A 23,212-nucleotide genomic window follows, 5' to 3' on the forward strand; every position below is an offset into this window, starting at 1 on the left:
AAAAAACAGTGAAGATACCAAGAAGCATCCCACCGTTTTTTGCTTGTTTAGTCTTTTTTAGTTGGCATTTTACTTTTGTAAGATCCACCACCATCGATTCTTAGGTCAATTCCGGTTATCCATTGGGCGGCATCACTCATCAAAAACATCATCCCATAAGCAATCTCTATGGGAGCACCTCTTCGCTTCATCACAAACATGTCCGAAAGGGCTTTGAGCATTTCAGGAGTATATCCTGCTGCTAAAGTGCTGTCCCCATTGTCCACTGATCCGATAAGCACAGTATTGAACCTGACGCTTGGGCCGGAAACCACCGCCATACTGCGGACCATATTCATCAAGCCAGCTTTTGCGGTGCTGTATTCAATAAATTCAGGAGAAGGAGAGACCCCCACCATTGAGCCTGAAAATACCACAGAGGCATTGGGTTCTTTTTCCAGATAAGGCATGCAGAGTTTGGTCAGATTATAAGAACCTACTGTATTCAGTAAATAGGATTTTACCATTTTTTCTGAATCTGACCCCCAAATAGGCGTATTGGCACCCCAACCGACATTATTGATCAATCCTGATATTTTCCCGAATTGGTCTACAGTTGCTTTTACCAGATTTTCCAGGTCTGCCTCGTTGGTAGCATCTGTTTTGATTCCTAATGTCTTTTTGCCTGATTCTTTTTCAATTTCGGCAGCTACCTTGATGGCGCCTTCCCCATTGAGATCTGAGATGACGACATTGGCACCCAAGGAAGCAAAAAGGTGACCTGCGGTACTGCCGATAGCTCCCGCAGCACCTGTGATGATGATTACTTTTCCTTCAAAGGAAAAAAGTTTTTCTATGGCTGTCATAATGGTTTATTTTTTTCGCTATGTATCAATCTAAAGTTTGAACTCCCCCTCCATTTGCAAAAATGACCTGACCACTGATCCATTCGGAAACCGGGGCTGCGAAATAAAGTACTGCTCCTGCTATATCCTCGACTTCCCCTAAACGCTTGATTGGGGTATGTGCCAGCATTTTGGCCTCTATTTCCGGCGTCAGGACTGAGGCCAATGCAGCTGTTTTTGTAGCTCCCGGACCGACGGCATTGACACGGATGCCATCCACTCCATAATCCATGGCAAGGTTGGCGGTCATGTGGTTCATGGCTGCTTTGGAAGAAGCATAGGCGCTCATATTGGGGCTTTTGTTTATGCTTGCCATCGAGGTGATGTTGATGATTGAGCCATACCCACCTTCTTTCATGAGCGGGGCGCAAAGTTGGGAGAGCCTCCATGCGGAATACACATTGAGTTTAAATCTCCATGCAAAGTCATCAACTGAGATTTTGTAAGGGCTTTCGCGGCCTCCACCACCACCACCGGCATTGTTGACCAGAATATGGACACCGCCCAATTCAGCCTTGGTTCTTTCCACTAAATTGACCAGGTGATCATCTTCAGTTACATTGGATTCTACAGCAATGGCTTTGCCACCCATGGCAATTATTTCATCTGTTGCGGATTGGGCATCTGCCAATTTAAGATCGCTTACAGCTACTGAAGCACCTGCTTTTGAAAGCATGATAGCACAGGCTTTTCCGATTCCATTGCCTCCTCCGGTGACAATGGCCACCTTATCTTTAAGGCTGAATAATTGATTGATTTCCATTTTGAATAAATTTTGATATTTCAATTATTGTTTTGAATGTTTTTGGATTTCACTAGGTTCAAACATTCATTCTTCTTCATTTGTAAGCACCGAGGATAGAATGAATAACAAATCGTATGGCTTTTTCTGGTCGATTTTTAGCAATCCAACTAAATTTTTTAATGCTTCTTTTTGCATCCAAATTTAATTTTTTTTCTAAAAATAAAAAAATTATTTTTTTTAAAAATAAATAATTTAACTGAGACATTAGATGGAGAGATTTATTTTTCAAAAGAATTTTTGATTTTTTTAAATTAACACAAATGCAATTCAGATAAATAAAAAATAAGTTTGTTGGGTTTTAAGAAGATATATGAAGATAAAGGCTTTAACCACCAACTCATGAAATTGTATTTAGCTATTATTTTTGCTAATTTGTTTTCATGAAATCTGAAAAACCCACTTCAGAAAGTGGTGTCAATCAAGTGGATTTCTTAGAGGAACTATTAGTTTTTCAGGAGCTGATATTGACGCTGACCACTGAATTTATTCATATTCAACCTGAAGCGTTTGAACATGCCATTGCAAAAATATTGAGGACTGTAGGAGAAGAAATAGGTGTGGATAGAGTCTATATTTTTATAAGAGAAGAACAGAATCAGTATTTAGTTAATACTTATGAGTGGTGCAGGGAGAATGTTAGCCCTCAGATTAAAAATCTTCAGCATATTCCTTTCGAACTTTATCAGCCTATAAGAGATCTTATTCAAAAAGAAGGTTATGCCAATATTTATGATATTTCTGTCTTTAGTGATAATAGGGAATTATTTAAACATTTTTATAATCAAGATATAAAATCTTTTTTAATGCTTCCACTTTTTGGAGGTGGCTCCAAGATCGGATTGATTGGTTTTGATTCGGTTTTTAAGAAGCAAGTCTTTTTAGAAAAGGAAATTTCCTTATTAAAAGTACTTTCAAATGTTATTGGTAATGCCATTGTAAAAAATGAGCAGGAGATGAAGATTATGCAAAGTGAAGCTGAATTTTCAAATCTATTCGAATCCATGTCCCAAGGGGTAATCTATCAGGATAACTCAGGTACAATTATTAAAGTCAATAGTCAGGTAACCCGCTTATTGGGATTGTCAATTCATCAACTTAACGGATTGGAAGAAATACCCCGACAATGGAAAGTTATTAAGTCAGATGGCTCGGTATTTCCGGATCAAGAATTTCCTCCAACTTTGGTGCTTTCTACTGGAAAACCCCAAATCAATGTCGAAATGGGAATTTATCGTCCAGACCTTAAGGATTATGTATGGATCTTGGTCAATTCAGTACCGGAGTTTTCAGATGATATCAAAAAGTCAATAAGGGTTTTGACAACAATTACTGACATTACTGATAAAAAGAAGGAACAGGAAATTACCAGAGCAAGTGAATATAAATTCAGAAAATTGGTAGAAAATCTTCCAGGTGCAGCTTATTTGGGTAAGTTTGATGGGAATTATTCCAATGATTATATCAGTGATAAGGTTTTTGATATATTGGGCTATACTCCCAGTGAGATTTTGGTGGATAATCCGTCATTTGAAAGGTTGTATCACCCCGCTGATTATCTTGAAGCAAGAAGGCAACTTAAAGAAGCCATTAATAACAGAAAACCTTATCAGCTTACCTATAGGATGCGTCATAAAAACGGGCATTGGGTAAACATTGAAGAGTTTGGAGAAGGAGTTTTTGAAAATGGTGAACTTTTATATCTGATTGGTTTTTTTGTGGACATTTCCAATCGGAGGAAAAATGAGGAGCAGATTTTCTTGCATAGCAAACTCCAAGATCTTCTGATGAAAATCTCCTCTACCTATATTTCTGTAAACCCTGAATTATTTGATGATGCAATCAATAACTCTTTGGCTGAATTGGGAAGGTTTATTCAAGCAGATAGGTTTTATATATTCAATTACGATTTTGAGAATTTGACTTGTTCCAACACCCATGAGTGGTGTGAGGAAGGGGTGGAGCCACAGATAAAAATATTGCAGGATGTACCTTTGGATGAAATACCAGATTGGGTGAATACGCATAAAAATGGTGAAACCTTGATTGTGTATGATGTAGATGGTCTTGAAGATGATAGCTTTTTAAAAAGTGTCTTGGAGCCTCAGGGGATTAAAAGTCTAATTACAATTCCCCTTATGGATGATGATAAATGTATTGGTTTCATTGGTTTGGATTTTGTTAAAAATAAACACCAATATTCTTCCTTGGAAGAAGACTTGTTAAAGGTTTTTGCTGAGATGTTGGCAAGTGTGAAAAAGAAGTTTAAAGTCTCTAATGAACTGATGGAAAAACAACAGTTTTTAGCGGATATCATTGAAAACAACGAATCTTTATTATATGTCAAAAATTTAAAAGGAGAATACCTCCTGGTAAATAAAAAATGGGAAAAGACTACAGGAGTTAAAAGGGCTAAAGCACTTGGTAGAAATGATAGGGAAATTTTTTCGTTAAAAAACGAAAAAAATGTCAGAGTCATTGAAGAAAATGATGAGTTGGTTTCCAAAAGAGGAAAAGTTCTTTACAAAGAGGAGGAGTTATTTATTCAAGGTGAAAGGAAATTTTATGAATCCATTAAATTTCCTTTTAAAGATAAAGAAGGAAATGCAGTAGGTGTTGCGGGAATCAGTACAGAAGTCACCAACAGAAAAATTGCTGAGCTTAGTCTGAAAGAGAGTGAGGAGAGATTTAAAACTATTTTTGAAAAAAATGCATCCCCAATGTATTTGTTCAATCCCATTTCCAAGCGTTTTGTTGATGTCAACCAGGCAGCCGAATCTTATTATGGTTATCCCAAAGAAAAATTTCTAACTCTGAAATTGGAAGATATTAATGTTTCCGAGACTGATCTTAACGCCAAGATCAAATTAGTCAGGAAGACAAAAAGGCAAAGATATGAGTTTAAAAATAGGTTGTCGGATGGAACTATCCGGGATGTAGAGGTTTTTACAAGCGTTCTTATTATTGGAGGAACAGAACTTATTCATTCCATAGTACATGATATCACAGAGAGGAATGACTACCTGAAAACTGTTGAAAATCAAAATAGAATTTTTCAGGAGATTGCCTGGGAACAATCCCATGTAGTGAGGGCTCCTTTAGCAAGAATGATGGGATTATTTGCAATGATTGATGAGAAAGACTTGGATACGAATGAGAGAAAATTCCTAAGAAAAGAAATTTTGAATTCTGCCAATGAAATTGATGAGATCATTAAACAGATATCCATTAAAACAGGAAATCTTAATTTTCATGAATCCATTCATACAAGTTTTATAAAAAATAAAGGCAATAAGCATACTGAAACCGAATTGCTATTAATAGACGATGACTTGGTCGTACAAATGGTTCACAAGAAAATGATCACAAGAAATGGGCTTCATGAAAATCCCAAAGTTTTCATATCTGCTAATTCCGCTCTTTCTTATATAAAGGAAAAAGATTTACCTAATTTCGGATTTATAGTACTCTTAGACATCAATATGCCGGAAATGAACGGTTGGGAGTTTTTGGATGAGTTATCCAAAATTGATTTGCTTTCCCATATTGAAGTAATTATGCTTACATCTTCTGTAGATCAATCAGACAGGATCAGGGCCCAACAGAATCCTTTTGTGGTAGATTATTTAACGAAGCCTTTGAATTCTGATACGCTGGAAATTTTGAGAAAAAAGATTATGCTGAATTGAATTAACGAAAAGTTTTGTAAAAATCTTTTTAAGAATCTGCTTACAAAAATGGGAATTCTGATGATATCAGCGATTAAACTGACTAATCTTTCATAAATAGATATTGTGATCTTGGTTTAAAATTGGGGTATTTATGAGGAATTGCAAATTTCAATAATCTGTCAACTCGATTGATTCTCAAGAGGAGCTTGGATAATTAAAAAGACAGTTTAAAATTCACTAAAGAATGGGTAGGGTTTGGATTTAGGCCTGGAATATTTGTTCTTCCAGCCATCTGCTTATTGACAAAGTAATTTTCAGGAGTCACTTTTAAAGTATAATCAAACTTCCTATCCTTCCCAAGTTTTCCTGATAGGCTTTGGTTGGCAAGGTTTTCTTGTTTAAATCTTTGAAAAAGAATCTGTTGGGCACCCAAACCTAGCAAAGTAGGTACAGCAATCCATACAGTCGGATTTTGGGATTCCGCAATGGCCACTATTCCAAGGCCAATCAGGGCAGCTCCTGCAGAGGAAAACAATATTGTACTTCCCTGTTTATTGGTAAGGTTGACACCCTTTACGGAACGTTGACCAAGCCAGGTTCCCAGTACTGTACCGGCCATCGGAATCAGTAATGCTGCACCTCCGACATCATCATTTCGCAGGATTTCTGTCATCACCGCAAGGCCAATACCTGTGGAAGTTACCGTCAATGAGGTAATATTGTCCACATCACCTCTGGTATAGGGGTATTTCTGGGAAACCTTATTGCCAACAATCAAGCCTCCGATTCCTCCCACCAGGAAACCTGCTCCAAAAACATGTGAATTTTCAACCCTCAGGGCCCCTAAAGTACCTCCGGCAAGCCAAGGGCCTATAAATCCATATAAACGCAACATTTCGATGTGTCCTTCTGAAAACCGTTTTTTCTTCTGTGTCTGAAATCCAACTTCTCCTAAGGCAATACTGCCCAAAGTTCCTAAGCCCAAAGCCAGCTTCCAGGTATTATCTCCTTCTCCCCCAAACATCAATCCTGCAGCAGCACCATAACCATAACCAAGCAGCTTTCCGGTATTGCTGGCCCTTAGTACAGACCTGTCAATATCCTCATACTTTTTAGGGTTCATAATTGGGCCTAAAGCCCAAAGTCCACCTGTGATCAGTGGGATACCCAAAGCTGCCGCATTATCTATTTCTGCAATTGCTGCAATACTGACCCCGTATATAATACCGTAACCGATATTAATAGCCCTATCCCGGCCTCTCCATTCGAATTCCTGCGCGATAGGTCCAGCCAAATGAACAGTCTTCAGAAGTTCACGGTCCCACTGTTCTTTCATTTGTTGATACTTTGCTTTTTCAACTTCAGAAAGTCTTTGGTAATAGTTGTTTAAATATTCCTCAAAGTCTGTAAGGTAAGAGGCTTCATCTTCAGTCAAGGGATCCCCAACCAGTTGTTTTTGTTTAATTTCCCGGTAAATGGGTTTATTAGATTCTTCCCAATATCCCCTCGCCGTGTAAAGACCTTGAGCATGACTGACAAATGATAATGTAAACACTGCAAAAAATAAAACTGGCACAAAACTGCTTAAAAAATTTTTCATAGTGGTTTTAAAGTAAGTTTAGTTCAAATATATAATTCCAACAAAGGAAATGCTAATAATTATAAATATTACTTGAATATCAATGATTTATTTTTCAATAACACCTTTTTGTCAGGTTAATTTCATTAGAATTTCAAGATGAATTCCTGAAGGTTTGCACTTCTTTCCAGTTGGAGTTTTTTTCTTAACCGGTACCTGGCAATTTCCACCCCCCGAGGACTTATATTCATCAAGTATGCGATTTCCTTTGTAGATAGGTTCATTCTCAAATAAGCTGTCAATTTGATTTCTTGGGGACTTAAACTAGGATGTACTTTTTTAAACCTGTCCATGAAATCCCCATGTACTTGATCAAAGTGGATCTCAAACTGATGCCAGTCATCATCTTCTGCGATGTTTTTATCTATGCTTTGGACAACTTTTTGGAGCTCATTTTTGACCTCCTGGTTTTTGCTTTTCTTGATAATCTGGGACAAATGGGATTTTGTTTGATCGATAAAGCCGTTTTTGTTCAACAAGTGCATAGTGGCAGAGGCCAACTCCTTATTTTTATTATGGATTTCAGCTTCTAATTTTTCAGTTTTCAGTTTTTTCAATTCCTTTTGTGAGTTTTTGAGATCGTTGGATTTTTGTTCCAATTCTTTCCTTTGCTCTGCTGTAATTGCCTGTGTCTTTTTCTGGTATAGTTTATCAACCCTCTTGAATGTGATAAACGTGATCAGAATAAACACCAACAGGTAAATAAACCAGGCAATTTTTGTTCTGTACCAAGGGGGCAAAACAGTAAATGTGAAGGGAATTGCTTCAGAAATCTGACCATATAGATCTTTGCTTTGTAGGTAAAAAGTGTAATTTCCTTCGCTCAAATTGGTATACGCTTTATCTCTTTTGTATGTCCATTCTCCTAATTCTTTTTCCAGTCCTTCCAACCAAAACCTGAATTGGGTAGTGTTTTCATTGTTGGGAATACTATTGGTAAATTCAAAACGTATATCCGCTTGGTCAAATTGGAGTTTTAGACCCTTGTCTTTACTTCCTGTTCCGAATTTTTGTTCCATCAACTCAGTGTGCTTACCAAGGGCCAAAAGAGAATCTCCCGGCTTGGTCAAATAAACGGCTTTAATAAATGCAGGATAGGAAGGAGGCATTACTTTATTGATGTCAAGTTTGTACCAAATGAATCCTTCATTGGCAGCAAATAACACCTCATTAGACCTAAGCAGTGACACATTCTGAAGGTCATCATTCAACAGTGGGATAATTTTGTTGAAAATCTGATGGTTTTTTTGATAAGAGCCATCTGCTTGTTTTTCCAATACCCCCACTTCCTTGTTTCCGATGTAAAAAATATTACCGATAGGATCTTCTACCAAGCTGGTAATCAGGAAATCATTTTCAAAATAGGGATTTAAAATCTGATCTTTTTCAAATCTGTCTGATGATTGGTTGTAAACGTAAATTCCATATTCTGTTGTAAAGACTACTCTACCACCAATTTTCCACACAGAATTTAATAAATTAGTAGGCAAACCTTCTTTATTCCCGTAAAACTTGGAACTTACCTCAGTAAGATCCTTAGAAAGGAATAATTTATAAACCCCTTTGTAGCCATGAGACATCCATATGTTTCCAATTTCATCTTGTTGGATTAATCTGGAAGATTCTTCAAAACCTTTTAATTTTCTGATGAATCTGTATTTTCCTTCCTTTGCTTCGAATAATGCTAAACCATTATATGTGCCTGCTATGAGTAGATCAGGATTTTCTTTTAAAGGAAGGAAACACCAGATTCCTTTTACCCCCGATAGGGGCTCAGCGATGTTGTTGTTTATTAAAAAAGCACCTTCATTATGGCCCAATAGGAGATTTTTTTCAATAAGCCCAAAACTATAAGCCTGACCTTCGGAATTTAAAATTTTGCCTGAGTTTTCACCATTTCCAGATACTTTGATGACCTCTACATTAGTACCTAGGTATATTTCATCCTGATAGAGCTTTGCGGTATAACCAGTGCCGAATACGCCTTTTTGTGGACCTATTAACCTGAATGGCAAGCTTAGCTCGAGAAGGGTAATTCCATTGTTATGTCCTATCCATAAATTTCCTCCTCTGTCCTCGAAAATTGAAATAACAGTGTTGTTCTGTAATCCCTTTTCCAGATCCATATGGAGTTCAAGGCTTCCATTTTCTTTGAGTATATAAATACCATTATATTGTGTGCCGATTGCAATATTTCCGTTTCTAAGTCGAATAGCCTTATTGACTTTACTTAATTTTGGAAGAGAAGAAGGGTTCCATGGAGAAAGGTTTTGGGTAGATAAAAGGAAAACCTCACCTTTTTCTGTGAAGATTTGTAATGCGCCTAAGGTACTTTCAAGCACCCCGCTAATTAATTCGGTTTTTAGGCTGGGTTCATTTGAGATCAAAACAGCTTCATTTTTTTCGAGTTTCATTAAACCACTTTCAGAATCTTGGAAATAGAGTTGGTTATTACTCATATGGAAGCTTATAAAATCCCCCACACTTTCAACCATGCTTATTAAAGAGCCATTTTGATCGAAAATAAAAATGTTTTTGAAAGTGCAGAATATATGTTTTCCATTAATTTTAAAGACTTTCCAAACCTCCTCCACATTTTGGTATTTCAAAGGAAGCTGAGGAATCCATGAAATGAATTCAAGTTTTCCGATGTCATTTGGCCTAAAATAGCCCAACTGACCCTGACCCGCAACGTAAATCCTCCCATTATTCTCAATAAGCAAGTCACGGATCTTAGTACTGTTAGGAAGGGCATACCTATCCCATGAAGTTCCATCATATTCCAAAAGGCCAAAATTATTGGCTACGTAAATTAGGCCATTTTTATCTTGACCAATAGAGAAATTCTGAATGCCCCCACTGTATTCTTTGCTTGAATAATATTTTGAAAAAGGAATTCCCAATTCCTGGGCTTGGATTTGTATAGTGAGGATAAAGAAGGGAATTATCTGCAATATTTTTTTCATCGGAAAATTTAGCGATGGATTGGACTGAAATTTACAAAAATCATTTGATGTATTAATAAACTCCTCTGATGAAATCCAAGTTTGAATTAAAATGGCTCCTTTTTCAATCCAAAATATAGTTATTTTAGATTATTGATGAGTTTTTGTGAAATGTCAACTATTGTGTTGATGTAATATTGATGTAATACTTTTTTTTGTTTGATGAAATTAGTTTTCGTGATTGTGCGAGTATTATAAATCCAAAATACATGAAAAAAATATTTACATTACTAATTATGCTGTGCATTCATTTTTCATTGATTGCGCAGACAGGTTCCATCAGGGGCCAGGTATTAGACGATAGGGGTGACCCTATTCCGGGTGCCAGTATTTTGAAGGTTGGCACGACCTCTGGTACAGTGACCGATTTGGACGGTTATTTTACAATTTCGGTAAGTCCAGGTGATCAGTTAAGGGTCAGCTTTGTAGGTTATCAGACCAGTATAATTACCGTAGGGTCAGAATCGTCAATTGTGGTGAACTTGGTGTCTGAAATAACCTCTTTAGGGGAAGTGATTGTGGTAGGTTACGGTACTGCCACCAAAAAAGAATTAACAGGTGCCGTTTCACAGGTTAAGGGGGATGATGTTGCCAGAATGAATATGCCTAGGGTTGATCAGGCCTTACAAGGTAAGCTTTCCGGAGTCACGATCACTACCAATTCCGGTGCTCCAGGAGCAACTTCGAATATCAGAATCAGGGGCTTGGGTACTTTTGGAAATAATAATCCATTGATCTTAGTAGATGGGGTCATTTTTGATGCTGCAGGACTTAATTCTCTCAATCCCAATGATATTGAATCTATCAATGTTCTTAAAGACGGTACTGCCGGTATCTATGGTGTAAGGGCAGCCAATGGGGTCATTATTATTGAGACGAAAAAGGGAAGTCTAAACAGCAAGGCATCGGTTGAGCTAAGTGGATATTACGGTGTCCAGGAAACTGCCCGGAAGCTTAATCTTTTGAATGCCAGAGAATACGCAATTCTGAAAAATGAATCTTTTGCTGCAGGAGGAATGGAACCCCCATTTAATAACGTTAATTTAGGTTCGGGAACCGATTGGCAAAATGAGGTATTCGAAACGGCTCCTATTCAGGAATATAACCTAACCGTGACAGGTGGTTCGGAGAAAACCTCGTATTCCATTGGTGGTTCATATTTTGGGCAACAAGGAATTGTCGGTGGACCTAAGTCCAATTTTGAAAGATACAATGCCAGGTTGAATTTTGTAACTGAACTTGCTCCTAAAGTAAAGCTGACAAGTGTTTTTCTCTATACCCATGAACAGGCAAGTGGTATTGCTCAGGGAGGCATAGGCTCAGTATTGTTCAATACCATCAATGCATACCCAACAGAACCGGTTTTTGTAGGTGATCGTTTCTCCTATCTTGAGAATGTTGCTGATATAATCAACCCTCTTGCTCAAATTGAAAATACTTTCAACGAAACCTTCGTGAACAAGATTGTTGGAAAAGAGGAAATAACATACAACATCAATCAACATTTTAGTCTTAATGGTAGGGCGGGCTATAATTTTGCTTTGGTAGATGGAAAGTCCTTTTCCCCATTGGCATGGTTTGGGCCTGGAAAGTTTGCTAACACAGCAAGAAATGAAAATTTGGATCCTGTTTTGGTAGATGTCGGAGGCACATTGATCGAAAGAGGAGCTTCAGTATTTGAGAACAGGGATTCATTCTTGGATTATAACTTGGAGACATTCTTAAATTATGAAAGAAGATTTCAGGATATCCATAGGGTTAAAGGAACATTGGGATTAAGTTATTTCGGCAACCGAAATTTGGGTCTCAATGGAACAGCATTTAATATTCCAAATAATGATCCTGCATTTGCCGATATCTCTGCTAACCAGGCACCAGGAGGATTTTTGAATCAGACAGGTTCATTTCAAACGAGACAAAGGTTGGTTTCATCTTTTATTAGAGGGGAATATGAGCTCAAGGGGAGGTACATGTTTTCTGCGATTTTACGAAGGGATGGATCTACCAATTTCGGACCCAATAACAGGATTGGTTACTTTCCCTCCGTTTCAGCTGGGTGGGTGATTTCAGATGAGGACTTTTTTGGATCCAATGCAGTGGATTTCATGAAGTTAAGAGCAAGTTTTGGGGTTTCAGGTAATGACCAAATCGGATTGTTCAGGTATAGAGGTTTGATGAATGGCTTGGCTAGATATGTTTTCAATGACTTCATTGTCAATGGAGCAGCTATTGGTGCCACAAGTAATCCGGATCTCAAGTGGGAAACAACATTACAAACCAATATTGGTTTGGATTTCACCCTTTTCAGAGCAATTGATTTTACTGCCAATTACTTTATTAAGGATACCAGAGACCTTCTTTTTCAGCCAGCAGTTTCTGCTTTGCTAGGTTCCTATGGACCAGGTGGTTCCCCTCCAGTTATCAATGCAGGCAACGTGACCAATCAGGGCATTGAATTAGAAATTGGATACGGCACATCTAAGCCTCAAGGAGTAAATTTTAGGGTAGACTATAATTTTACTTACTTAAAAAATAGGGTTACGAAAGTGCCTGAAGGTCTTGATTTCATTCCTGGTGCTGCTTTTAGTGTTGGAGGAAACGTAGCGACCAGATTCCAGGAAGGATTTCCAATTGGTTACTTTATAGGTTTCCAGACAGATGGTATCTGGCAAAGCCAGGAAGAAATTGCTTCCAGTCCATTCGTTCAACCTGATGCAAGGCCTGGTGATCTAAGGTTTGTAGATGCCAATGGAGACGGTATTATCAATTTCAGTGATGATTCCGATCGAACCTTTATAGGTTCACCCATCCCCGATTTTATCATGGGGCTCAACCTTAGTGTAGATTATAAGGGCTTTGATTTTTCTGCAAATGTGTATGCAGCAATTGGTCAGGAAATAATTAGAAACTATGAGAGACAGCAGCCATTTGCCAATCAGCTGGCATATAATGTTAACCGCTGGACGGGACCAGGTACCTCCAATGACATACCAAGATTGACCACAGGACAGACAAGAAACACTGTTTTTTCAGATTTCTTTGTGGAAGATGGGTCCTTTGTGAGGCTTAGAAATGTTCAATTGGGCTATACCCTTCCTGAACAGATTTCCGGAAAGATAGGAATCAGGGCTATGCGTTTTTATGTAGCCGCCAATAACCTGATTACTTTGACAAAGTATATGGGCTTTGATCCTGATGTGGGATCTGGTAATCCACTTTTTGCAGGTGTGGACAATGGGATTTTCCCGCAGGCAAGAGTAATCATGGGTGGTTTGAACTTTAGATTTTAAAAAACATGAAAAAGCTATATATCATCATTTTGGCCTTAACCATGTCCTTGGTCTCTTGTGACCAATGGTTGGATATTGAACCTGAGTATGCTCAGGATGCCGAAAATTTCTTCAATACAGAGGAGGATTTTCAAAGGGCTGTCATCGGGGTTTATGATTTGATGCAGACAAATTATTTACAGATATGGATTGGGGAAATTGCTTCAGATAATTCTATAGCAGGAGGGGAGAGTGTCAATGATACCCAAGGGTTGCATGAAATTGACAACATGGTTCACGGAGGTGTAAATAATGAATTACGCGATGTGATGCGTTTCAATTATTCAGGAATTGCAAGAGCAAACTTCATTTTTGAAAACCAGGATAAATTGGATTTTCCTGCTAAAGAAAGGCTTTTGGCAGAAGTTTCATTTATTCGGGCCTATTTTTACTTTACCCTTGTCAACTATTTTGGCGACATGCCACTTATAGTGGACAGGAGAATTTCCATTAATGAAGTTACACAGGTGGAACGCACCCCTAAAGAACAGATTTATGCTCAAATTGAACAGGATTTGGATAGGGCAATTGAGGTGCTTCCTTGGACAAATCCGGAAGTGGGGAGAATTACCAAAGGAGCTGCTATGGCTTTGAAAGGAAAAGTTTTGCTATACCAGCAGAAATTTTCTGAAGCTGCACAGGTTCTGGATGAATTGATCACTACCAACCAGGCCGGATATGCTTTGTTCACAGACATGAACAACATGTGGCTTGCCATCAACCAAAACACAAGCGAGGATGTATTTACCATTCAGCACTCTGGCCTGCAAGGTGGAGATTATGGTTGTTTGGTTTGTTTGCAAGGTAATCCTGCCCCGGGTTTCCATGCCATTAGAAATTATGTTGGCCCTCTTTATGGAGATGGCAACAGCTACAATTTACCAACACAAAACCTTTATGATTTCTTTGGTAATGATCCGCGAAGGGAAGTAACCATTTTGGATTTAGAAGCTTTTATAGCCGCTCAACCAAATCCATCTGATATTTCTTTCGCCATTGGGGGAGGCGGGCATACCGGTTATTACAATAATAAATATATCAAAAGGAACGATGAAAGAGGTTTGCCTGATGATGATTTGACAAGTCCTCTCAACTACAGAGCTATCCGTTTTGCCGATGTGCTGTTAATGGCTGCTGAAGCTTTTGCGCAGACAGGGAATGATTCCAGGGCAAGAACCGAGTTGAACAAAGTAAGACAAAGAGCCGGAGTTCCTGATATCACCAGTTCCGGTACCCAGTTGTTGGAGGATATCTATTCCGAAAGGAGATTAGAGCTTTCAGGTGAGGGTTATAGATTTTGGGATTTGGTCAGGACCGGAAAAGCAGCAGAAGCTATTTCCGGGTTTCAGGTTGGGAAGCATGAGTTGTTCCCTATTCCTCAGGTAGAGATTGATTTGGCAGGTGGAAGATGGTCACAGAACCCAGGTTATTAATTCAAACAAAATGAAAAGAATATTCAAATTAACAGCATTCTTATTACCTGTCCTTTTTATGTGGGCATGTATAGAAGATTATAGATTAGATGCTGAACCTCCTACAGTTCAGGAGGCAGGCTTTAGCTTTATTCCAACTGACGAAAGTGACAATATCCTGCAATTCACAGCAGATAATGATTTTTTCTTGATGGTTTGGGATTTAGGAAATGGTGTAAAAGCGGAGGGAAGAAAAGTCACAGGTTTTTACCCATTAGCAGGTACATATACAGTTTCTCTAACAGTTTATAGTAAAGGAGGAAGTGCAACATTTACTGAAGATATAGTTATTGAAAACACAGATCCAACCTTGTTGGATAGACCTCTTTTCAATTTACTGACAGGAGGTATTGATGCGGTTGACGGTAAAACCTGGGTGATTGATTCAGCTAGAGTAGGCCATTTTGGTGTAGGTCCCAACCCTTCACAGAATGGAGATTTTCCGGAATGGTACCAGGCACAGCCAAATGAGAAAAGAGGAAGTGGAATGTATACTGATGAGTATACTTTTAAGCTACGTGATTTCTATTTTGGATGGGAAACCAATGGATTAGTTTATCTCAATGCAGCTCAGGGAGCCAACTTTCCAGGTGCTTTTGATCCAGGAGTGGGAGATTTATCAGCTCCGTTTGTTTCTCCTGGTGGATTAAACTGGAATATTGTAGAAGAAGAGGGACAGCATCCGGTTTTAAGTGTAACTTCTCCAAGCTTTTTAGGGTATTTTGCCGGAGGCAGATCCTATCAGATTATTCATTTAGAGGAAAATGAAATGTTTCTTCGGTTTGTTGACCAAGCTAATAATGATCTTGCCTGGTATATTCGGTTGATTCCTGCAGGATTTGCACCACCGGTTGACCCGGGACCAGAGCCGGAAAATCCAGACGTCAGTTTCTCTTTGAATGATTTGGTAGGAAATGGTCAGAAAACATGGAAATTGAAACCTGCAGCTGGTGCTTTTGGAGTAGGTCCAGCGCCGGGAAGTGATGCTTTCTTTCCAAATGGAAATGATATTTCGGGCGATAGACCTTGTTTATTCAATGACCTCTATGCATTTAATGAAAATGGTACTTATACCTATGATGCTCAAGGAGATATATTTGGAGAATTCTATATGGGCGTGGCTTCAGAAGGATGTCAACCTGAGTCCAATCTTGTGGGTACTCCAGGGGCTGCCTGGGCTTCAGGCCAACACCAGTTTACCTTTACACCGGGTACCCCAACTGAATTTCCGAAAATTACAGTTACCGGAACAGGTGCATTTATTGTGCTTCCGAAAGCCTTTAATGGGGGAGAGTACCAACAAGGTCCTCCTAGGGAAAATGAATCTGTAACTTACAATGTCATAGGATATGATGCTTCCACAGGAGAGCTTAACTTATCTCTTGATATCTCTGGAGACGGAGGAGTGTTCTGGAATTTCACCTTGATTCCTACCGAAGGAAATGGAGAAGTATCAGATGGCTCTTTTAGCTTACAGGACCTAACCAATAACGGTACTCAGGCATGGAAATTAAAGCCTGGAGCTGGGGCATTTGGAGTAGGCCCCGCACCTGGTAGCGATTCTTTTTTCCCAAATGGCAATGATATCTCAGGAGACCGTCCATGTCTTTTCAATGACCTATTTATTTTCAGCCAAAATGGTGATTTTGAATATGATGCTCAGGGAGATATTTTTGGAGAGTTTTATATGGGAGTGGCCTCTGAAGGCTGTCAACCTGAATCCAATCTGACTGGAACTCCAGGTGCTGCATGGGCTTCAGGAAATCATCAATTTAGTTTCCAGCCAGCGAGTGGCAATTCGAAACCTAAAATTACCGTGACGGGAACGGGCGCATTTATTGTGCTTCCAAAAGCCTTCAATGGCGGTGAGTATCAACAAGGTCCTCCTAGGGATAATGAATCCGTAACCTATGAGGTTTTTGGTTATGACCCGGAAACTAAGGAATTGACTTTGGTTTTGGATATCACAAATGATGGAGGGGTTTGGTGGACATTTGTCCTGATTCCAGCCAGTTAATATGATTTTGATGATGATAAAAATTAAATATATAGTCTTACTTCTTCTTGCTGCATGGATGAGTAATGCATGCAAGCAAGAAGAAGTAGATGAAAAAGTTCAACTTCCCACTAATTTACAAGTGGCGGTTTCCCAAACAGACAGAGGCTTGGTGACAGTGGTTTTTTCTGCTCAAAATGCCAACTTCTTTCGGGTGGGTTTTGGAGTGGATGGCAAGGTTCCGGAATTGGTGCAAGGTAATCAGGCCAGTTTTACATACAGGCAAGCCGGCCGGTACACTATAACTGTTCAGGCCCATGTGACGGAAAATGATTTTATCAAAGAGGAAAGGGAAGTAACCATTTCAGAGGCTGTTTTCGGATTGAAAATTCCTGAGTCCGGTTTTGAAAGCCCCATGACTTACGAAGGGTATAACCTGGTTTGGAATGATGAGTTCGATGGGAATCAACTTAGTCAGGATTGGGTCCATGAACTGGGAGATGGTTGTCCAAATCTTTGCGGTTGGGGAAATAATGAGCTTCAATGGTATAGGAGGGAGAATATCAAAGTTGAAAATGGACTTCTGATAATTCAAGCGAAACAGGAAAGTGCTGGAGGAAGAAATTATACATCTTCCAGAATCAAAACTCAGGGAAGAAAATCATTTAAATTCGGAAGAGTGGATATCAGAGCAGCACTACCAAAAGGACAGGGGATATGGCCAGCTCTTTGGATGCTTGGAGACAATATTGATCAGGTAGGATGGCCCAGGTGCGGTGAAATTGACATCATGGAAATGGTGGGCGGTAATTCCAATGGTAGAGACAATACAGTTCATGGAACAGTCCATTGGGACAATAATGGCACATATGCCAACTTTGGAGGCTCAGTCACACTGGATCAGGGTATTTTCAATGATAATTTCCATGTGTTCTCGATTATCTGGGATGAGGAAAAAATTGTGTGGCTTTTGGACAATACACCTTACCATGAAATTGATATCAGGCCAACAGGGCTAGATGAATTTAGGGAATCCTTTTTCTTTTTATTCAATATAGCAGTCGGTGGTAACTGGCCGGGAAGCCCTGATGGGACCACTTATTTTCCACAACAGATGGTCGTGGATTATGTGAGGGTTTTTCAAAAAGAATAACAACCTATTAAACCTTATAAAAAGTAAGGCTGTCCCTATTAATGGGACAGCCTTACTTTTTATAAAGGATTAACTATCCGGAAAAAACTCATCTGGTAAAATCTCAGAGTTTTCTTTTGATTAATGAGCAAGAATCGTTTGGTAGGAATAAAAAAGGCCCGGAATCCCGGGCTTTTTTGTTTACTTTTAATCTTAATTATTTACTAATTCTTTTTGTTTGAGACTCCAATCTTCCCAGCCACCAGAGTAGTTTTGAATGTTATCAAAACCATTGGCTTTAAGGATCGAGTAAGCAATAGCAGCTCTTGCACCACTTTGACAATGGATAATGACCGGTTCCTTTTTGGAGATTTTATCCAGATTTTGAGGAAGTTTTCCTACAAAGAGATTGTCAGCTCCTTCAATATGGCCTTTTTTGTATTCGGCTACACCTCTAACGTCTACCACCTGAACATTTCCTTCTGCCAATTTTGCTTCCACTTCAGTTTTGTCAATAGGAGAATATGATTCAAGATTTCCTTTTTCAAACTCCACCAATTGGGTAGGAGTGATATATCCGTATAAGTTGTCCAAACCTATTCTCATCAATTTTCTGGTCAGATCTTCCACTTGGTTTTCTTCAGCGATCAAAACAAATTTTTCTTCATAATTTAAATACCAACCCATCCAGGTAGAGAAGGAGTTATTGTTAGTAATGTTGTAAGTACCTCTAAGATAACCTTCTGCATATTCCTGCCAAGGCCTGGTGTCAATAATTTTAAGTCCATCTGCTTTTACTTTCTCAAAATCAGTTTTGGAAAGATTCTGAACTTTAGGCACTTCAGTCAATAACTTTCTGTCCACCTTGTTCAGTTTCTTCATCATGGCGAAGTACTTGGGGGGTTCTGGTTGATCAGCCAACAGTTCTTTAGTGAATGCAGCTTTGTCATTCAATAACTGAAGGGCCCAGTTTCTGATTTTTTCATAACCCACGGTGGTCATAGGTACGGCACCAAGGGCTTTGCCACAGGCGGAACCTGCACCGTGTCCAGGCCAAACCTGAATATAATCTCCTAATTTGCTGAATTCATGAAGGGAGTCATACATCTGGGCAGCGCCAATATCCTGAGTACCTTTGATGCCTGCTGCCTGCTCTAACAGGTCTGGTCTTCCCACATCCCCAACGAAAACAAAGTCTCCGGTAAATAACATCACAGGCTCTTTCGTAGCAGGTTTGTCCGTTAATAGGAAACTGACACTTTCTGGGGTATGCCCTGGAGTATGGATTACTTCAAAAGTCAGGTTACCCATTTTAATGACATCTCCTCCTTTGATTTTATTGTGAGGAAATTCATATTTCCAGTTTTCATCCCCTTCATCAGAAAGGTACATTTCTGCCCCTGTCAATGCCGCCAATTCTCTTGAACCACTCAGGAAATCCGCATGGATATGGGTTTCCAAAATATGAGTAATTTTCATGTTATTGGCTTTGGCAATATTGAGGTAGGTATCTACATCTCTTTTAGGGTCGATAACGGCAGCTACTCCACCTGCCTGACATCCGATTACATAACTGGCTTGGGCCAAACTTTTGTCATAAACTAATTCGAAGAACATATACTATTTCTGTTTTGATTTTTTCGTTTTATTTGAAATTATGTGACAAAAATCAGTATTTTCTCTTATTGGTTCTGTGAGATTTGTTACGTTCCCTTATTTTTTCTATTAACTGAACTAATCCATTTTCTTTCCTTCATTCCGGGCAAGATTTCTTTGGTAATGTGCATCAAAGCCAAAGTATTTACAGCTATGGTTTTATGGATGTGTTCAGGGGCAATTTCCCAAAAATAGCCACCTTGAATGATGCCGGCATTGTTGAATAATAGAATATCAATTTCAAAATCGATCTAACGAATATGGTCCAATGCTTCTTTGATTTGATTCCAATAAGATACATCAATTTTTATCGTTTTGACATTCCTTAAACGACTAAATTCCTTAGTTGTACAGGTCAAGGATTCTTCATTAATATCCCAAATCATTAACTCCTTTGCTCCTTTTTTCAGGACAATTTCTCCCATCAGCTTTCCTATGCCAGATGCACTCCTGTTATCAAGATGTTTTTACCTTTTATTTTGATCATTTTTAAACGTTTTTTAATGATTCGACAATTCAAAGTACTCAAATGGGAATCTTTAATTCAGGACGTTAATTCAATAAAATTTACAAAACTTTATTGGTTTTTTGATGGAATGACTAAAAAAAAATACCTTAAGCCCTTAAGATGGAAGCGCCAATAGAAAACCTTATCCAAGAAATAAAATCCTGCCGTATTTGTGAAGCTTACTTGCCTTTAGGCCCTAAGCCAGTATTTACAGCAGGTGAGAAAAGCAAGATATTAGTTGTTGGTCAGGCTCCTGGTACCAAAGTGCATGCTACAGGGATACCCTGGAATGATCTGAGCGGAAAGGAACTGCGTAGGTGGCTGGGAGTTGACCGTGAATTATTTTACAATACCGAGATCTTTTCAATTGTCCCCATGGGTTTTTGTTATCCGGGTAGGGGAAAAGGAGGGGATCTTCCCCCAAGACCTGAATGCGCACCGACCTGGCATGCATCTTTATTAGGTCATATGCCTCAAATTGAATTGACACTTTTGATAGGTCAATATGCGCATGCCTATTATCTGGGTAAAAATAGAAAAAGAACTTTGACCCAAACAGTTCATTGTTTTGAAGAATACCTTCCAAAATTTTTCCCATTGGTACACCCTTCACCTAGGAATAAGTTCTGGCACAAAAGGAATCCTTGGTTCGAAGACAGAGTTTTGCCTGTTTTAAGGGCTAAGGTAAGGGAGGTATTGGACGGAAGGTAGCTATAAAAAAGTAGAAGCGAGAGACTCGAATTTTGGATTTGGGAGGGTGGATTTTGAAAATAATGAAAATGATGAAATAAGAATGAAGTATGAAAAAACAGAACATAAGTGATCTAAAAACGAACTGAGTACCTGGAGGAAAGGCAGGATTAAACCATTTAAACTTTGTCAAGTAATTTCAGGGCGTGACATTTGAATTTCAGAAGGTGGAGAAAATGAGGAGGAATGTGTTGCGATTTATTATTTGGAAACTTTTCCACTTTGGGGCATCTTTACTCTTCAACATAACAATCTTTATTTCAGATTATGACCAATAATGACATCCTGCGCAGCCTGAGATACACTTTTGATTTCAGTGATGATAAAATGATAACACTCTTTGGTTTGGGGGGGAAGGTTGTTACTAGGTCTGAAGTAAGCGATTGGCTGAAAAGAGAAGAAGACCTTGATTTTAAAGGTATTTATGATAAAGATTTGGCCCATTTTCTAAATGGTCTGATCATTTTCAGAAGAGGAAGGAGGGAAGGTGATCAACCTGTAGCTGAAAAAACCCTTTCCAACAATATGATTTTGCGTAAACTGAAAATAGCTTTGGATATGAAGGATGAAGAAATTCTTGAAGTCCTTCGCACTATGAATATCCAAATTAGTAAACATGAATTGAGTGCATTTTTCCGTAAACCTACCCAAAGTCAGTACCGTCTTCTCAAAGACCAGATCCTAAGAAATTTCCTGCGAGGACTTCAGATAAAATTTAGACCAGAGTGATATTTTAAAGAACATCCCTTGTAGAACATCCTGTTTTTTAAAATTGATTTAATTCTTTTTTAGGATAGGTAGAGGATTACTTATCTAATTAAAGAAGAAAGGATATATTCTAACCTGATTAATTGAAATTTGAATCACTTTGGATTCACCAATGGTTATTTATCTCTAGAAGTTCGATTCAAACCACTTTTTAATTTTTTAAGATGAAGAATTTATGCTGAAAATTTTTCAAATTAGCCCAATGCACCCCTTACTCCAATCTTATTTTCAGGAACGGACTTCCATCAGTATGGAAGAACTAGATTCCATTTCACCATATTTTATGGAGAAAAATTGTAAAAAAAATGAGTATTTATTGAGGGAAGGAGAGGTATGTAAATACAATTACTTTGTGGTTTCAGGTTGCCTGAGACTTTTTTCAGTCAATAAACAGGGAATAGAAAATACACGATATTTTGCATTTGAAGGAAAATTTGGGACTTCATTCACAAGCCTGATTACCAAAGAACCTTCTTTTGAATATATACAATGCCTCGAGAATTCCAAAGTCCTTTATATCCAAAGAGATGATTTTTATTTTTTGGTAGAGACAGTACCTGCTGTTAACAAGATCTATAGAAACATTATGGAATCGGCCTATATTACCACGCAGAAAAGAATTTATGACTTGCAGGGATCCGACAGCCTGGATAGAATCAATTGGTTATTAAAAAATTACCCTCAAATATTAAACAGGCTTTCTAACAAGATAGTGGCAAGTTATTTAGGAATTACCCCCTATACTTTAAGCAGACTTAAAGCTAGGCTCAAATAAGTGATTCATTGACTTAAGGCAATATTTTTTCCTTTTTAATTTCTGAGTTTTGCATGGTAATAACCTGCAAAAACTATGGAAATCCTGACTAAAATAAATTTTGGTTGTAGAATTACGCTACTTTTTACAATGATTTGTATTGGGGCGGTTCAAATTACCCTAGCACAGGAGTCCCGTCCTGTAGTTCCTACACCTGTTGAGTTTATGGCTGGCCATGAACGACTATATTTTCAGATGGTGGTCAAGAAAAAATTTTCACCTGAAAGTAAATTCGGTTTTTTGAGTGTTTCTGCATTATCTGCAAGCTATGATAATGAAATGGATGAGTTGGATATTGCTGTACCCATACTATTCAATTACAATTTTTACAAGGATTTTAGTTTTGTTTCAGGATTATCTGTTAATAATGCAGTTGGAATTTCTCCTGTTGTAGGTGCACAACATTCCTATTCCAATAAGGAATGGGTAGCTGTATCCATCCTCAACTATTTTCTCAATGGTACCAATAAAGTAGAATTTTTCGGTATTTATGAATACAAACCCCAACTTGGACCCAAATTAAATTTATACACCAGATTGCAGCTTTTATATATTTATGGGCTTAATGCTGATCAACATACAAGAAGTTACCTCCAACTCAGAGTCGGGTTGAAACAAAATGCTTTAAGTTATGGAATTGGGGCCAATTTAGATCAATACGGACCTGAAAAACAATTCAAACCCAATTATGGTATATTTGTTGGCTGGGCTTTTTAAAACTGACCAAAATCATATTTTTGAATAAGGGTTTCATTCTTTTTTCTTACAATTAGCGGATAACTTTGT

At 38.4% G+C, this 23,212-nt stretch carries 16 protein-coding genes; 9 read left to right on the forward strand and 7 right to left on the reverse strand.

Features of this window, described 5'->3' with window-relative positions:
* Positions 1 to 47 precede the first annotated feature (47 nt).
* From ACFSKV_RS04250 to ACFSKV_RS04260, 3 genes are all read right to left on the reverse strand, one after another.
* A complete protein-coding gene (locus ACFSKV_RS04250; protein ID WP_380800619.1) occupies positions 48 to 845 on the reverse strand; it encodes an SDR family NAD(P)-dependent oxidoreductase in 798 nt (265 codons plus the stop codon).
* A gap of 25 nt (positions 846 to 870) precedes the next feature.
* Positions 871 to 1,647, reverse strand: a complete 777-nt coding sequence (locus tag ACFSKV_RS04255) for a glucose 1-dehydrogenase (RefSeq protein WP_380800620.1) — start codon at positions 1,645 to 1,647, stop codon at positions 871 to 873.
* Positions 1,648 to 1,723: 76 nt separating this feature from the next.
* Positions 1,724 to 1,894, reverse strand: coding sequence for a hypothetical protein (locus ACFSKV_RS04260; protein WP_380800621.1), 171 nt, complete (start codon positions 1,892 to 1,894; stop codon positions 1,724 to 1,726).
* 175 nt (positions 1,895 to 2,069) lie between these two features.
* Here ACFSKV_RS04260 and ACFSKV_RS04265 point away from each other — a divergent pair, with 175 nt between their 5' ends.
* Positions 2,070 to 5,375, forward strand: coding sequence for a PAS domain S-box protein (locus ACFSKV_RS04265; RefSeq protein WP_380800622.1), 3,306 nt, complete (start codon positions 2,070 to 2,072; stop codon positions 5,373 to 5,375).
* Between the two features lie 196 nt (positions 5,376 to 5,571).
* On the opposite strand, the gene ACFSKV_RS04270 is transcribed toward ACFSKV_RS04265, so the two are convergent.
* Both ACFSKV_RS04270 and ACFSKV_RS04275 read right to left on the reverse strand, forming a co-directional pair.
* Positions 5,572 to 6,957: a hypothetical protein gene (locus ACFSKV_RS04270; protein ID WP_380800623.1), complete on the reverse strand. Its 1,386-nt coding sequence runs from the start codon at positions 6,955 to 6,957 to the stop codon at positions 5,572 to 5,574.
* A gap of 125 nt (positions 6,958 to 7,082) precedes the next feature.
* Positions 7,083 to 9,962 (reverse strand): helix-turn-helix and ligand-binding sensor domain-containing protein, encoded by a 2,880-nt coding sequence (locus ACFSKV_RS04275; RefSeq protein WP_380800624.1) that lies wholly within the window; start codon positions 9,960 to 9,962, stop codon positions 7,083 to 7,085.
* 248 nt (positions 9,963 to 10,210) lie between these two features.
* Here ACFSKV_RS04275 and ACFSKV_RS04280 point away from each other — a divergent pair, with 248 nt between their 5' ends.
* The 4 genes from ACFSKV_RS04280 to ACFSKV_RS04295 are packed head-to-tail and all read left to right on the forward strand — an operon-like array spanning position 10,211 to position 17,951.
* Complete coding sequence (locus ACFSKV_RS04280; protein WP_380800625.1) at positions 10,211 to 13,291, forward strand: SusC/RagA family TonB-linked outer membrane protein; 3,081 nt, start codon at positions 10,211 to 10,213, stop codon at positions 13,289 to 13,291.
* Between the two features lie 5 nt (positions 13,292 to 13,296).
* Complete coding sequence (locus ACFSKV_RS04285; RefSeq protein ID WP_380800626.1) at positions 13,297 to 14,763, forward strand: RagB/SusD family nutrient uptake outer membrane protein; 1,467 nt, start codon at positions 13,297 to 13,299, stop codon at positions 14,761 to 14,763.
* Between the two features lie 10 nt (positions 14,764 to 14,773).
* Positions 14,774 to 16,819: a PKD domain-containing protein gene (locus tag ACFSKV_RS04290; RefSeq protein WP_380800627.1), complete on the forward strand. Its 2,046-nt coding sequence runs from the start codon at positions 14,774 to 14,776 to the stop codon at positions 16,817 to 16,819.
* A 10-nt stretch (positions 16,820 to 16,829) separates the two neighbouring features.
* Positions 16,830 to 17,951: a glycoside hydrolase family 16 protein gene (locus ACFSKV_RS04295; protein ID WP_380800628.1), complete on the forward strand. Its 1,122-nt coding sequence runs from the start codon at positions 16,830 to 16,832 to the stop codon at positions 17,949 to 17,951.
* 192 nt (positions 17,952 to 18,143) lie between these two features.
* Here ACFSKV_RS04295 and ACFSKV_RS04300 read toward each other — a convergent pair whose 3' ends face one another.
* Positions 18,144 to 19,547 (reverse strand): MBL fold metallo-hydrolase, encoded by a 1,404-nt coding sequence (locus ACFSKV_RS04300; protein WP_380800630.1) that lies wholly within the window; start codon positions 19,545 to 19,547, stop codon positions 18,144 to 18,146.
* Positions 19,548 to 19,633: 86 nt separating this feature from the next.
* A complete protein-coding gene (locus ACFSKV_RS04305) occupies positions 19,634 to 19,837 on the reverse strand; it encodes an SDR family NAD(P)-dependent oxidoreductase (protein WP_380801378.1) in 204 nt (67 codons plus the stop codon).
* Positions 19,838 to 20,214: 377 nt separating this feature from the next.
* On the opposite strand from ACFSKV_RS04305, the gene ACFSKV_RS04310 reads away from it, so the two are divergent.
* From ACFSKV_RS04310 to ACFSKV_RS04325, 4 genes are all read left to right on the forward strand, one after another.
* Entirely contained in the window at positions 20,215 to 20,805 is a 591-nt protein-coding gene (locus tag ACFSKV_RS04310; RefSeq protein WP_380800631.1) for a uracil-DNA glycosylase family protein, read from the forward strand.
* A gap of 306 nt (positions 20,806 to 21,111) precedes the next feature.
* Positions 21,112 to 21,573, forward strand: a complete 462-nt coding sequence (locus ACFSKV_RS04315; RefSeq protein ID WP_380800632.1) for a YehS family protein — start codon at positions 21,112 to 21,114, stop codon at positions 21,571 to 21,573.
* Positions 21,574 to 21,814: 241 nt separating this feature from the next.
* Entirely contained in the window at positions 21,815 to 22,387 is a 573-nt protein-coding gene (locus ACFSKV_RS04320; protein ID WP_380800633.1) for a Crp/Fnr family transcriptional regulator, read from the forward strand.
* A 75-nt stretch (positions 22,388 to 22,462) separates the two neighbouring features.
* Positions 22,463 to 23,143 carry a hypothetical protein gene (locus ACFSKV_RS04325; RefSeq protein ID WP_380800634.1) on the forward strand — a complete coding sequence of 227 codons (681 nt, stop codon included), beginning with the start codon at positions 22,463 to 22,465 and terminating at the stop codon, positions 23,141 to 23,143.
* The last annotated feature ends 69 nt before the right edge of the window (positions 23,144 to 23,212 follow it).

Origin of the sequence: Shivajiella indica, from assembly GCF_042683085.1 — a bacterium.
In the GTDB taxonomy this organism is placed as follows: Bacteria; Bacteroidota; Bacteroidia; order Cytophagales; family Cyclobacteriaceae; genus Shivajiella; species Shivajiella indica.

Excerpts from the sequence above, each read along its gene's own strand:
- ACFSKV_RS04325 (WP_380800634.1), top strand. The coding sequence starts at position 22,463 with ATGGAAATCCTGACTAAAATAAATTTTGGTTGTAGAATTACGCTACTT.
- ACFSKV_RS04270 (WP_380800623.1), bottom strand. The coding sequence starts at position 6,957 with ATGAAAAATTTTTTAAGCAGTTTTGTGCCAGTTTTATTTTTTGCAGTG.
- ACFSKV_RS04320 (WP_380800633.1), top strand. The coding sequence starts at position 21,815 with ATGCACCCCTTACTCCAATCTTATTTTCAGGAACGGACTTCCATCAGT.
- ACFSKV_RS04290 (WP_380800627.1), top strand. The coding sequence starts at position 14,774 with ATGAAAAGAATATTCAAATTAACAGCATTCTTATTACCTGTCCTTTTT.
- ACFSKV_RS04250 (WP_380800619.1), bottom strand. The coding sequence starts at position 845 with ATGACAGCCATAGAAAAACTTTTTTCCTTTGAAGGAAAAGTAATCATC.
- ACFSKV_RS04315 (WP_380800632.1), top strand. The coding sequence starts at position 21,112 with ATGACCAATAATGACATCCTGCGCAGCCTGAGATACACTTTTGATTTC.
- ACFSKV_RS04255 (WP_380800620.1), bottom strand. The coding sequence starts at position 1,647 with ATGGAAATCAATCAATTATTCAGCCTTAAAGATAAGGTGGCCATTGTC.
- ACFSKV_RS04260 (WP_380800621.1), bottom strand. The coding sequence starts at position 1,894 with ATGTCTCAGTTAAATTATTTATTTTTAAAAAAAATAATTTTTTTATTT.
- ACFSKV_RS04275 (WP_380800624.1), bottom strand. The coding sequence starts at position 9,962 with ATGAAAAAAATATTGCAGATAATTCCCTTCTTTATCCTCACTATACAA.
- ACFSKV_RS04295 (WP_380800628.1), top strand. The coding sequence starts at position 16,830 with ATGATGATAAAAATTAAATATATAGTCTTACTTCTTCTTGCTGCATGG.
- ACFSKV_RS04280 (WP_380800625.1), top strand. The coding sequence starts at position 10,211 with ATGAAAAAAATATTTACATTACTAATTATGCTGTGCATTCATTTTTCA.
- ACFSKV_RS04300 (WP_380800630.1), bottom strand. The coding sequence starts at position 19,547 with ATGTTCTTCGAATTAGTTTATGACAAAAGTTTGGCCCAAGCCAGTTAT.
- ACFSKV_RS04285 (WP_380800626.1), top strand. The coding sequence starts at position 13,297 with ATGAAAAAGCTATATATCATCATTTTGGCCTTAACCATGTCCTTGGTC.
- ACFSKV_RS04310 (WP_380800631.1), top strand. The coding sequence starts at position 20,215 with ATGGAAGCGCCAATAGAAAACCTTATCCAAGAAATAAAATCCTGCCGT.
- ACFSKV_RS04265 (WP_380800622.1), top strand. The coding sequence starts at position 2,070 with ATGAAATCTGAAAAACCCACTTCAGAAAGTGGTGTCAATCAAGTGGAT.